Source organism: Paenibacillus sp. sgz302191, assembly GCF_057749925.1.
The window spans coordinates 534,966-548,768 of the sequence record NZ_JBYLHY010000002.1; the positions used below are offsets into that span (position 1 = coordinate 534,966).

Below are 13,803 nucleotides of genomic sequence, written 5' to 3' on the forward strand. Positions count from 1 at the left end.
CCATTACGCCTTCGTCCCTGCAGCCATCCAGTTGATCACGCCGTATACGTCGGCCGAGAACCGGGTCCGGACGACCGACAAAGTGGCGGAATTCGCCTGTTTTTGCTTGAGTACGGCATAGCACGCCGTATGATTGGTCATGGCGACCAGGACGTAATTCATATCTTCAAACGGCTCGTCGAAATAAATTTGCACTTCGACAATTTCGTCCTGCACTTTAAATTCGAACGGCATGAGGCCGAACTGCTGGATCGAAGACGGTTTTGAAGCCGGAATCCGCATCGTGCGGAAGGACAATTTTTGTTCGTCCACGCTGCCATCCGCCAGATGCTCACCGCTTACGGCGTTAGCGGCTAATTTGCCGGACGTGACGCTGGCGTCCGCCAGTTTGGCTTCCGTTACCGCGCCGTCGGCCAGCGTCTCCTGCGTAACGGAACGTTCGGTCAGCTTGCTGCCGGCCAGGCTTCGGTCGGCGATCGATTCCAACTTGATGCAATGATCAGCCAAATGCTCAAAAGTGATGGAACCCCGCTTAATATGGGTGCCGTCAATCGCATTTTCCTGGAGATGGCCGGATTCGATGGCCAGAGGCGCGATTTTGCTGCTAGTAACGGCTTCCTCGGCAATTTTGCTCGTCGTCACCGCCTGATCGTGCAGCTTTTGGGTAAGCACTTCCTCGTCGGCGATGTGTTCGCGACGTACTGCGGACAAACCGAGCTGCTCTTCTGCAACCGAGCGCCTGCTCAAGTGGTCCCCGTGAATCGATCCGGACTGCAAATGTCCGCCATGGATGGCGCCCGAAGCGATTTTCGCCGAAGTTACGCTTTCGTCCCTAAGCTTTGCCGCGTCGACGCCCCCGTCCGCCAACTGCTCGGCGGTTACGGCACCCGGCGCCAGCTTGGAGGTGGTAACGGTCCGGTCTGCCAGATGTTCGCCCCGTATCGCCCCCTCGCGGACGTGCTCGTAATCGATGCTGCCGACCGCCAGCTTGCCGGAGGTGACGGAGCCGTCCTGAAACAAATCCGTATAAATCGAATTTGCCCGCAAATGCTCGGCTCCGATCTCGCCTGCGCCGATATGCCAGGCGGCAATCGAGCCCGGGACAATATGCCCTGCGTTGACCGAAGCTTCCGCAAGGTGGCTTGAACCTACGGCTTTCGCCGCCAATACGTCTCCATCCACGCTGCTTGGAGCCAGCTTCGCTCCGCTCACGGCGCCGTCCGCCAGATGCTCGCCGCTCACAGCGTTTGCCGCCAGCTTGCTGCCGTCCACGCTTCCCGAGGCCAGCTTCGCTCCGCTAACCGCTCCATCCATGAGATTGCGCGTTTGGATCGCCCCGGCTATCAGCTTGCCGGACGTCACGCTGGCATCCGCCAGCTTCGCTTCCGTCACCGAGCCGTCAGCCAGCGCCTCCTTTGTGACGGACCGTTCATTCAGCTTGTAGCCGTCCAGGCTTCGGTCGGTGTTAGACTCCAACTTGATGCAATGTTCAGCCAAATGCTCAAAAGTGATGGACCCCCGCTTAATATGGATGCCGTCAATCACATTTTCCTGGAGATGGCGGGATTCGATGGTCAGGGGCGCGATTTTGCTGCTTGTAACGGCTTCCTCGGCGATTTTGCTCGTCGTCACCGCCTGATCGTGCAGCTTTTGGGTGATCACTTCCTCATCGGCGATGTGCTCGCGATGCACTGCGGACAAACCGAGCTGCCTTTCTGCAACCGAGCGCTCGTTCAAATGGACCGCGTGAATCGATCCGGACTGCAAATGTCCGCCATGGATGGCGCCCGGAGCGATTTTCGCCGAGACGACGCTCGCATCCTCAAGCTTCGCCGAGTCGATGCTCCCGTCCGCCAACTGCTCGGCGGTTACGGAGCCCGGCGCCAGCTTGGAGGTGGTGACGGTCCGATCTGCCAGATGTTCGCCCCGTATCGTCCCCTCGCGGACGTGCTCGTGATCGATGCTGCCGGCCGCCAGCTTGCCGGAGGTGATAGAGCCGTCCTGCAGCAAATCTGCATAAATCGAATTCGCGCGCAGATGCTCGGCTCCGATCTCGCCTGCGCCGATATGCCAGGCGGCAATCGAGCCCGGAACAATATGCCCTGCGTTGACCGAAGCTTCCGCAAGGTGGCTTGAACCCACGGCTTCCGCCGCCAATACGTCTCCATCCACACTGCCTGGAGCCAGTTTCGCTCCGCTTACGCTGCGATCGGCGAGATGCTCACTCTGCACAGCGCCGTCTGCCAGCTTGCCAGCGTCTACGCTTCCCCAGGCCAGCTTCGCTCCGCTCACGGCGCCGTCCGCCAAATGCTCGCCGCTCACGGCGTTGGCCGCCAGCTTGCTGCCGTCCACGCTGCCCGGGGCCAGCTTCGCTCCGCTAACCGCTCCATCCATGAGATTGCGCGTTTGGATCGCTCCGGCTACCAGCTTGCCGCCGTGGATGCTTTCGTTCGCCAGCTTTGCCCCGGTAATAGCGCCGTCCGCCAGATGCTCGGAGTTTACAGCGTTAGCGGCCAGCTTGCCGTTCGTTACGCTCGCATCCGCCAGTTTGGCTTCTGTTACCGCACTGTCGGCCAGCGTCTCCTTCGTGACGGAACGTTCGATCAGCTTGCTGCCGTCCAGGCTTCGGTCGGCGATAGACTCCAGCTTGATGGAATGTTCAGCCAAATGCTCGTAAGTGATGGACCCCCGCTTAATATGGGCACCGCCGATCGCATTTTCCTGGAGATGGCCGGAATCGATGGCCAGAGGCGCGATTTTGCTGCTTGTAACGGCTTCTTCGGCGATTTTGCTCGTCGTCACCGCCTGATCGTGCAGCTTTTGGGTGATCACTTCCTCATCAGCGATGTGCTCGCGACGCACTGCGGACAAACCGAGATGCATTTCTGTAATCGAACGCTCGTTCAAATGGATCGCGTGAATCGATCCGGACTGCAAATGTCCACCATGGATAGCGCCCGGAGCGATTTTCGCCGAGACGACGCTCGCATCCTCAAGCTTCACCGCACCTACGCTCCCGTCCGCCAACTGCTCGGCGGTTACGGAGCCCGGCGACAGCTTGGAGCTGGTGACGGTCCGGTCTGCCAGATGTTCGCCCCGTATCGCCCCCTCGCGGACGTGCTCGTAATCGATGCTGCCGGCCGCCAGCTTGCCGGAGGTGATAGAGCCATCCTGCAGCAAATCCGGATAAATCGAATTTGCCCGCAAATGCTCGGCTCCGATCTCGCCCGCGCCGATATGCCAGGCGGCAATCGAGCCCGGAACAATATGCTCTGCGTTGACCGAAGCTTGCGCTAGGTGGCTTGAACCTACGGACTCTGTCGCCAATATGCCTCCGTCCACGCTGCCTGGAGCCAGCTTCGCTCCGCTTACGCTGCGATCGGCGAGATGCTCACTCTGCACAGCCCCGCCTGCCAGCTTGCCTGCGTCCACGCTTCCCCAGGCCAGCTTCGCTCCGCTCACGGCGCCGTCCGCCAAATGCTCGCCGCTCACGGCGTTTGCCGCCAGCTTGCTGCCGTCTACGCTGCCCGGGGCCAGCTTCGCTCCGCTAACCGCTCCATCCATGAGATTGCGCGTTTGGATCGCCCCGGCTACCAGCTTGCCGCCGTGGATGCTTTCGTTCGCCAGCTTTGCCCCGGTAATAGCGCCGTCCGCCAGATGCTCGCAGCTTACAGCGTTAGCGGCCAGCTTGCCGGACGTTACGCTCGCATCCGCCAGTTTGGCTTCCGTTACCGCACTATCGGCCAGCGTCTCCTTCGTGACGGAACGTTCGATCAGCTTTTTGCCGCCGTCCAGGCTTCGGTCGGCTACCGCATCAAACTTGATCGAATGTTCGGCCAAATGCTCAAAAGTGATCGACCCCTGCTTAATATGGGCGCCATCAATCGTATTTTCTTGAAGGTGACGAGCTTCGATGGCCAGAGGTGCGATTTTGCTGCTTATAACGGCCTCCTCGGCAATTTTGTTCGCCGTCACGGCTTGATCGTGCAGCTTTTGGGTGATCACTTCCTCATCGGCGATGTGCTCGCGACGCACTGCGGACAAACCGAGGTGCTCTTCTTCGACCGAGCGACCGCTCAAGTGAACCGCGTGAATCGATCCGGACTGCAAATGTCCGCCATGAATGGCGCCAGGAGCGATTTTCACCGATGTTATGCTTTCGTCCTCCAGCTTCGCCGCGTCCACGCTCCAGTCCGCCAACTGCTCGGCGGTTACGGAGCCCGGCGCCAGCTTGGAGCTGGTGACGGTCCGGTCTGCCAGATGTTCGCCCCGTATCGTCCCCTCGCGGACGTGCTCGTAATCGATGCTGCCGGCCGCCAGCTTGCCGGATGTGACAGAGCCGTCCTGCAGCAAATCTGCATAAATCGAATTCGCGCGCAGATGCTCGGCTCCGATCTCGCCTGCGCCGATATGCCAGGCGGCAATCGAGCCCGGGACAATGTGTTCCGCGTTGACCGAAGCTTGCGCCAGGTGGCTTGAACTTACGGACTCCGCCGCCAATACGTCTCCGCCCACGCTGCCCGGCGCCAGCTTCGCTCCGCTTACGCTTTGATCGGCGAGATGCTCACTCTGCACAGCCCCGCTTGCCAGTTTGCCGGCATCGACACTGCCGTCAGACAGCTTCGCTCCGCTCACGGCGCCGTCCGCCAAATGCTCGCCGCTCACGGCGTTTGCCGCCAGCTTGCTGCCGTCCACGCTGCCCGGGGCCAGCTTCGCTCCGCTAACCGCTCCATCCATGAGATTGCGCGTTTGGATCGCCCCGGCTACCAGCTTGCCGCCGTGGATGCTTTCGTTCGCCAGCTTTGCCCCGGTAATAGCGCCGTCCACCAGATGCTCGCAGCTTACAGCGTTAGCGGCCAACTTGCCGGTCGTTACGCTCGCATCCGCCAGTTTGGCTTCCGTTACCGCGCCGTCGGCCAGCGTCTCCTTCGTAACGGAACGTTCGATCAGCTTTTTGCCGCCGTCCAGGCTTCGATCGGCTACCGCATCAAACTTGATCGAATGTTCGGCCAAATGCTCAAAAGTGATCGACCCCTGCTTAATATGGGCACCATCAATCGTATTTTCCTGGAGATGGCAGGTTTCGATGGCCAGAGGTGCGATTTTGCTGCTTGTAACGGCTTCCTCGGCGATTTTGCTTGTCGTCACCGCTTGATCGTGCAGCTTTTGGGTGATCACTTCCCCATCGGCGATGTGCTCGCCGCTCACGGCGTTTGCCGCCAGCTTGCTGCCGTCCACACTGCCCGGAGCCAGCTTCTCTCCGCTAACCGCTCCATCCATGAGATTGCGCGTTTGGATCGCTCCTGCCGCCAGCTTGCCCCCGTGGATGCTTTCGTCCGCCAGCTTTGCCCCGGTAATGGCGTCGTCCGCCACATGCTCGCCGTTTACAGCGTTAGCGGCAAGCTTGCCGGACGTTACGCTGGCTTCCGCCAGTTTCGTTTCCGTTACCGCACCGTCGGCCAAAGTCTCCTGCGTGACGGATCGTTCGATCAGCTTTTTGCCCCCGTCCAAGCTTCGGTCAGCCACCGCATCAAACTTAATCGATTGTTCGGCCAAATGCTCAAAAGTGATCGACCCCTGCTTAATATGCGCGCCGTCAATCGTATTTTCTTGAAGATGGCTGGATTCGATGGCCAAAGGCGCGATTTTGCTGCTTGTAACGGCTTCCTCGGCAATTTTGTTCGTCGTCACGGCCTGATCGTGCAGCTTTTGCGTGATCACTTCCTCATCGGCGATGTGCTCGCGACGCACTGCGGACAAACCGAGCTGCTCTTCGGCAACCGAGCGCCCGCTCAAATGGACCGCGTGAATCGATCCGGACTGCAAATGTCCGCCATGGATGGCTCCGGGAGCAATTTTCGCCGACGTTACGCTTTCGTCCTCCAGCTTCGCCACGTCCACGCTCCCGTCCGCCAACTGCCCGGCAGTTACGGAGCCCGGCGCCAGCTTGGAGGTGGTGACGGCCCCGTCTGCCAAGTGCTCGTCAAGTATCGTCCCCTCGCGGACGTGCTCGGATTCGATGCTGCCGGCCGCCAGCTTGCCGGAGGTGACAGAGCCGTCCTGCAGCAAATCCGTATAAATCGAGTTCGCGCGCAAATGCACGGCTCCGATCTCGCCCGCGCCGATATGATCGGCGGCAATCGAGCCGGGGACAATGTGTTCCGCGTTGACCGAAGCTTCCGCAAGGTGGCTTGCACCTACGGCTTCCGCCGCCAGTATGCCTCCGTCCACACTGCCCGGAGCCAGCTTCGCTCCGCTTACGCTTCGATCGGCGAGATGCTCGCTCTGCACAGCGCCGCTTGCCAGCTTTTCCGCGTCTACGCTTCCCGAGGCCAGCTTCGCTCCATTCACGGCGCCGTCGGCCAGATGACGCGCATGGATCACTCCGGGAACAATCTTGCTTCCGTGAATGCTTTCATTCGCAAGCTTGGCCGCGGTGATGCTGCCGTCGGCGATATGTTCACTGGATACGGCCTTGAGGGCAAGCTTGTCGGACGTTACGCTAGAGTCCGCCAGCTTTGCCAGCCCGACAGCTCCGTCTGCGATTTTGGCTTCAGTTACGACCTGATCGCCGAGCGCCGAAGCAAGAATCGAACCGGCTTGCATATGCTGCGCTCCTATGCTGCCATATGCGATCTTTTGCTCCGTAACTGCGCCGTCGGTCAGCGTCTCCTCCGAGACAGACCGTTCGATCAGTTTCTTGCCGCTAAGGCTTCGATCGGCGAACACATCGAGCCTGATGGAATTTTCGCCCAGATGGTCCGATGTAATCGATCCGGGTTTAATATGGAAGCCTTCGATGATGCCTTCCTGAAGATGGCGCATTTCAATCGTAAGCGGAGCTATTTTGCTGCCTGTTACCGCTTCTTCGGCTATTTTGCTCGTCGTCACGACCTCATCTTGCAAATGTCTGGTAATAACCTCTTCGCCGGCGATATGTTCGCGGTGAATGGCCAGCAAGCCGATTTGCTCTTCTCCGACCGAATGGTCCGCCAGATGTTCCCCGGATAAGGTGCCTTGCTGCAAATGGCCGCCATGGACGGCTCCGGGGGCAATTTTGGCCGATGAGACACTTTCATCCGCGAGCTTATCCGTACCAACGCTCCAGTCGGCTAATTGTTCGGAGGCAACCGACTCCGGCGCAAGCTTGGAAGAAGTTACGGCCGCATCTGCCAAGTGTTCGCCGAGTATGGCATGATCTTGAATGTGCCGGGAATGAACCGAGCCATCCTGCAGTTTCCCGGGGGCAACGGATGCATCCTGGAGCAGATCCTCATGAATGGAGCCGGGGCGGATATGATCGGGGCCGATTTGTCCCGTCCCTATATGCTTGTCGGCAATTGCCCATTTGGCGATGTGCTCCGGTTGAACTGCGGATTCCGTGATGTGAAAGGATTCGATGGAGCCGTACGCTATTTTGCGGCCGCTGACCGCCTGATCGGCAAGCTTTTCTTCCATTACCGATTGATTGACGAGTTTGTCGGCCGTAATGGAATCGTTCTGCAAATGATGCTCGCAAATCGAATCATCCATAAGATGATCGCCGTTCACTTGACCGGGTGCTATGCTTTCGCTTTGCACGCTGCCTGGCGACAAATGTTCGTACAGGACGCTATCAGGCTGCAGATGGGCGGAGCCGACGCTCCCATCTGCAATTATTTTCGCAGTGACCGATTGATCTCTCAGTTTCTCCGTTGTAATTGCCGTATCGGCAATTTTAGCCGCATCGATGATATAGTTGGAAAGATGCTTCGCTTGTATGGCTCCGCTGCGTATTTTTTCCGATGTTACGGCCTGATCGTCGATCAATTCTGTGGAAACAATCATCTCGGCCAGGTGATGCGGGAAAATCGAACCGTCCGCAATTTTTAACGAATCAATCGCCTGATCCGACAATTTGTCCGCTGTAATGCTGTTGTTGAGCAGTTTGCTTCCGGAAATGGACATGTCCTGGATTTTGTAGCCGGAGATCGCTTGCGGCGCAATGTGTTCGTCGTGAACGGCGCCAGGGGAAAGTTTTTCTTTCGTTACGCTTGAGGAAGCCAACTTCGTGTGATCAATAGAAAAATCTTTGATCAATTTGCCGACGATACTCTGCGGCTTAATTTTCGTTTCATCGATAGCCCGATTGGCAATCTTTTCTCCCGTGACGGCTTCCTCAACGATATCGTCCGTATAAATGACAGGGTTCGTTGAAAAATCTCTGCCTTTGCGCTCCGAAAACAGGATCAATGGAGGCGCAGACTTTGCAGCGTTGCCGGATGGCTCAGCCGCGGAAGGCTGATTTTTGTCCGCAGCTGACGAATCTGTTTTCCGCGGCTTGACGGCATCTTTCGTCTCATTGTCGTCAATGTCTGTTTGAGGTTGATCCAATAAATCGGAAACTTGCTTTTTTTTGATCGATACCTGTTCGGTTTCATCTAACCATTGAAGCTCGTTCGTATTGGCATTCACTCTCTGCACTTGCGGTTTCCGGATTGCTCCCCGGCCGCCTTTCCGTTTGTTCATAGACTCCTCTCCATTCGTACGCGATCTAGTCATTTGTATATTCATCTCCGCAAAAAGATGTACGTTCGCCCTTATAAAATGTGCGCTTACCTATTCAAACCCCGTTTTGCCAATGACTGGTACAGCTCGTGACGCCGTTCGGCACTCCGCTCCAAGGCGAACTTCTGCCGCACTTTTTGCGCCGCCAGCTCTCCCATTGCGTATTGCAGCTCGGGGCTTCCAAGCAGCCGCAGCAAATAGCGGGGCAGTTCTTCGGCTAAATAGCCGGTATCCATCAAATACCCGGTTGTCCCGTCCTCGATCAGCTCCCGCATCTCGACCGACCGCGGCACCACGACCGGCACGCCCGACGCCATCGCCCCGATACAGACCGGATCGAACCCTTCGTGCGAAGCCGACGGGATAGCGACGATATCCGCGATCCGGTACCATTTGGACATTTCGTCCCGGGAAACATCAGAGACGAAGCGGACATACTGCGGTATCGCGCCGCCCGATTCGTAAAGCTTGCGGACATAGTCCGTCTGACGGTCCGCACCGTTGAGCGCGCTTCCGACAATAAGCAGGACGGCATCGGGCTCCTTCGGAACCACCTGGATCATCGCATCCAGGAGATGATGCGCTCCTGTTTCCGGAATAAGTCTGCCGGCAAACAAGATGATTTTGCGCTTTTCGAGTCCAAGCTCCTGCAGCAGCTGCGAACGGGATTCTTTCGCTTGAGGGGACCATTTGGACATGAACCGCATAGGGTCCGCTCCCCAATGCTGGACAACCAGCTTATGGGCGATCTGGGGCACTTTGCGCCGCAGCGTTTTTCCCAGAAACTCGCCGTTCACTAAAATTGTATTCGCGGCGCGCAGACATGCGGCAAGCTCCTTGGAGGAGATGCGGGATGGCGCGATCGCCGATGCGGAATGCAGCACGAGGCTGATCTTGGCCCCAGGGTGCCTGTTGCGCAGTTGGCGGACGAGCCTCGGCCGGTTCTCGATCTGAATGACGGATGGCCGCAGCCCTGCGATTTTCTTGCTGATTTTTTCCAAATAAGCGACAGGATTCGCATAAGGAACCCGAACATAGTTCACTCCTTCCTGTTCTTCGCTTTCCGGCTGCAGACCCGCCTTACGTCCTAAAACGCAGACCGTCATCCGTTTCGCCAACTGCCGGGCCGATTCGCAAATCGCCTGATCGATCGGGCCTCCCGATTTTGACGGCACGGGACCAATACCGGATGTAACAATAGCCACACTCACGGATTTTGTGTTCAACATGATCCAGCTCCTTTTCAGCCTATACTTTATTCATATGCGGAAATACAGGCAAAGACTGGGTGTATATCCCGGAAATCCGAGACAAATGCCGTCTCTGGAATTCATGAATCCACGGCACCAGCACAAACAAGCATGAGTGCTTTTTCATATACTGATTCAAGCGCAGCCATAACCGTAATACACTACCCGGCACCTGCTAAAGGAGTGAAGCTTATGGGAGATCCTTATGTCGGCATCCTCGTCAATGACACCTTGTACGAAGGCATTCCCCAAGGCAAAACGACTTATGAAGAGATCTCCTATTACAGCGATGCCGCCAAACAATACGGTATCGTTCCTGCCTATTTCCGTCTGCAGGATGTAGCTGCCGATTCTTTGAAAGTGATTGCGCATATCCAGAAAGGAACGGAAATTACCCGGGAAACGATCGATCTGCCCAAAGTCATTCACAATCGCGCCATTTACCGGAATCTCCAAAACTATCAGACGATGGAAAACTGGGTTGAGCGCGGCGCCATTTTGTTCAATCGATGGAACCGTTACAACAAGCTGCTTATCCATCAGCTTCTTATGAAAGACGAAACGATCCGCCCCCATCTTCCAGGCACCAAACCCGCAACCAAGGCGAGCATAAACAGAATGATGAAATTTTACGATTCTCTCATTGTCAAACCGGCGAACGGCAGCATCGGCCGCGGCGTCATGAAACTGGACCGCACCCGAACCGGGTGGAGGCTTACGTATCCGACAACTTTAAAAACCGGCAACACCGGCTGGCAAATTGCCAAATTTCGCAACGAACTTCCGCCGCTGCTGCAAAATACGATCGACAATCACGCCTGCATCGTCCAACAGCGTCTACCGCTCGCCACTTATGAAGGGCGTCCGTTCGATTTGCGCATATCCGTGCAGCGCGGAGCGGATGGGAATTGGGGAATTACGGGCATCGTCGCCAAAGTCGCTGCGCCCAAGCTTTTTGTGACCAATGTGGCACAAGGCGGGACTGTTATGACGTTATCCGACATTTTGTCACGCGAATACCCGCTTCTCAATCAGGCCGCTGTCCACCGGAAAATCGCCGATTTTACGCTGCGGGTCGCCCGCCATTTGGGCAGGGAACTTCCGCACTTGGCCGATATCGGACTGGACATCGGAATGACGGCCGACGGCTTCCCGATGTTTATCGAATGCAATGGAAAAGATCAGCGCTACAGCTTCCGGGAAGCAGGCATGATGGAAGAGTGGAAATTGGCCTACTACAATCCGATCGCCTACGCCAAATTTTTGCTGGACGGGGGCACTCCGCTATGAGATAAACCTCTATCGAAGATGAGCGACCGCGTTTACCAAGCCGCGAATCCGGCGCATTCATTGCACGCCAAAAAACCGTTTCATATGCCGACTCCGGCAGAAACGGTTTTCCACGATAATTTACGCTTTTATTTTCCCGGCGCAGCCGACCGTGCTCTCAAGAGCCTCCTCCGTTAGCTTCCAAAAGCTTCCGGACCGCCGCATTCAGCGCCTTTACATCCGGCACCGGCACCTGTTCGTCGCTGACCTGATAACGGGCTTTCAGCTCCATAACCTGCGCGGCGCTTTGATCGATCGTCCGCATCGGGATGCGCTGCTCTTTCACAGCCTTGCGCAGAGCATCGATTACGGTCACCACTTTATCGTAGTCATGGCCTACCAGGATCACATTTGCGCCTGCAAGCACCGACCGCACCGCCGCTTCGCCGATCTCATAATTTTTCACGACCGCCCCCATCGTCATGTCATCCGTGATGACAAGCCCTTTGAACCCCATTTCCTTACGCAGCAAATCCGTAATGATTTTGTCGGACATCGAAGCCGGATACTGCTTATCCACCTTGGGCAGCAAAATGTGCGCGACCATCACCGCATCCGCCTGTTCCTTCACCGCTGCGGCAAAAGGGACGAGCTCCAGCGGGCGCAGCCGGGCCAAATCATGCTGCACGACCGGCAAACCGACGTGCGAATCGACAGACGTATCCCCGTGCCCGGGAAAATGCTTGACGACCGGCACGACATGCTGGGCCTGCAGCCCTTTCATCGTTTGGATGCCCAAATCGCTCACCAAAGCCGCATTCGCCCCAAAAGACCGGTCTCCGATGACCGGATTGTTCGGATTGCTGTTAATATCGAGCACCGGCGCAAAATCCATGTTCAAGCCGTATGCTTTCAGCTCGCTGCCCAACAACCCGCCGATCCCGTATGCCAAAGGTTTCCGGTTGATTCGGCCGATCGCCTTGTTCGAAGGCGTCTTGACCAGCTCATCGGGAAGCCGGGTCACCCTGCCGCCCTCTTCGTCCACGCTCAGCCACAAAGGCGTCTGGCTGCCGCCTTGATTCGCTTGTTTCAGTTTGTTGACAAGCCCCACGAGCTGGGCCGAATTTTGAATATTATTTTTATACAAAATAATGCCGCCTACATGATAGGTTCCGATCAATTCCTGCGTAGAACGGCTTACGTCCTGCCCGTCAATGCCCGCGATGATCATTTGCCCGATTTTTTCTTCGGGGCTCATGGCGGCCAATTTCTCGGAGACCGTCCCGGGCGCAGGAAGCGCCACCGGGCTGGAAGCCGCTGTCCCGCCGGGACGGTCGGATTTCAGACAACCCGTCAGGAGCACCATGCTTATCGTCATGCAGCTCAGCACGCGAACGTATCGGGTCAAAGCAGCACCAGCCAAAGTAACGCCATTCAAAGTAACACCAGTTAAAGTAACGCTAATTAAAGTAACACTAGTTAAAATAACACTAATCAATGTAACAGCAGTCAAAGTAACGCCAATCGCAGTAACACCAGTCAAAATAACGCTAATTAAAGTAACTCCAGTCAAAGCAACACCTTCTTCTTGGATCGGATTTCAAGATAATGGAATGCTCGCCACCACCATATTGACGCTGCTGTTTAGTAGTAAGTTGCAGACCGAATTGCTGTATGCCGCTGCAAAACTTGCAAACTCCCATGCCGTCATAGACGTCACCCGAATGAAATAATTCCGGCCTGCACCGACATGCAGCACAACACCGCCCGCGCGGTGTTGCGACAAAAGCGAGGAATGCCTGTAAATTCGCAAATGCAGCGTTTTTCTAAAAACAGCGAAGCCCTTCGCTTCATTTCCTGTAAAGCCTGTCGCTGCTTGAACTGTTCCTGCGAATATACAATTCTCGCCATAAAAACCTATGCTCAAACCCATCATGAACAAACTTTTCTCTAAACCTAGTCAATTTTCTAGAGAGCAGCCGCAAGGGCAGGAGCGAAATGAATTTTTCATTTTGCCGCCTAATGACAGTCCGAGCCGGTTGCGAAACGCTTCGCAAATGCAATGTCTGGCAGCGCGCGGTGTTTCGCTGCATGACGGCGGTCGGTCCGAAAGTCAGGCTAGTGGAAAACGTGCATTGAAGAGACGCATCTCTTTGAACATGTTGAAAACCTGCGAAAGTCAGGTAGTAGGAAAGCGTACATTGGAGAGACGTGTCTCTATAAACGCATAAAAAATTTGTGAAAGTCAGGCTGGTGGGTTAGAGAAACTAGAAGGGCACAGCCACTCTTCCCCGACCCGCGCCTCTCCTGTACACGTTGCGGTGCTGAAGTGGAGGGGACAAAGTGGCTGGCAGGGGAAAACCTGCAAAAGTGCAGGTTTTTTCAGGGAAACCGGGTCGTTTTTGGGAAAAGCCTGCAATTGTGCAGGAATTTTCGATGAAAACGAACCTAAGCCCCTGTTCGCGGCGAAAAGCCTGCACATTTGCAGGAATTTTTCGCTGCCGGCGATGGCGTACAATAGTTTGTGTACCAAGATCTGGAGTCTTCCAGACAGCAAAAAAGTAGGGTATTCTCGGGATGGCTAAAGTCACCAAGAAAGGAACCCTACTCATGGCAACTATAACAGAAAACATGCTCTCAGACCTAATGGAAAATGTTGTTAGCGCCCTCGTGAAAGAAAAGCTCGAGCTCATTATGAAAGAAGAGATCCGTAACTTTTTAGAAGTCGAGCAAGAAG

General features: G+C 56.2%; 5 protein-coding genes and 1 pseudogene. 2 read left to right on the plus strand and 4 right to left on the minus strand.

Annotation, left to right across the window (positions count from 1 at the left end; all coding sequences use genetic code 11):
• Nucleotides 1-3 precede the first annotated feature (3 nt).
• Nucleotides 4-8,508 (minus strand): WIAG-tail domain, encoded by an 8,505-nt coding sequence (locus AC3G2T_RS04815; RefSeq protein WP_488434719.1) that lies wholly within the window; start codon nucleotides 8,506-8,508, stop codon nucleotides 4-6.
• An 86-nt stretch (nucleotides 8,509-8,594) separates the two neighbouring features.
• Complete coding sequence (locus AC3G2T_RS04820) at nucleotides 8,595-9,776, minus strand: glycosyltransferase family 4 protein (protein ID WP_488434720.1); 1,182 nt, start codon at nucleotides 9,774-9,776, stop codon at nucleotides 8,595-8,597.
• Between the two features lie 213 nt (nucleotides 9,777-9,989).
• Here AC3G2T_RS04820 and AC3G2T_RS04825 point away from each other — a divergent pair, with 213 nt between their 5' ends.
• A complete protein-coding gene (locus AC3G2T_RS04825; protein ID WP_474680649.1) occupies nucleotides 9,990-11,087 on the plus strand; it encodes a YheC/YheD family endospore coat-associated protein in 1,098 nt (365 codons plus the stop codon).
• 157 nt (nucleotides 11,088-11,244) lie between these two features.
• Here AC3G2T_RS04825 and nagZ read toward each other — a convergent pair whose 3' ends face one another.
• Nucleotides 11,245-12,639, minus strand: a complete 1,395-nt coding sequence (gene nagZ, locus AC3G2T_RS04830) for a beta-N-acetylhexosaminidase (RefSeq protein ID WP_488434721.1) — start codon at nucleotides 12,637-12,639, stop codon at nucleotides 11,245-11,247.
• A gap of 27 nt (nucleotides 12,640-12,666) precedes the next feature.
• A complete protein-coding gene (locus tag AC3G2T_RS04835; RefSeq protein ID WP_474680651.1) occupies nucleotides 12,667-13,002 on the minus strand; it encodes a hypothetical protein in 336 nt (111 codons plus the stop codon).
• A 674-nt stretch (nucleotides 13,003-13,676) separates the two neighbouring features.
• Between AC3G2T_RS04835 and AC3G2T_RS04840 the strand changes: the two are divergent.
• Nucleotides 13,677-13,803, plus strand: a pseudogene (locus AC3G2T_RS04840) (IS256 family transposase); the annotation flags it as partial.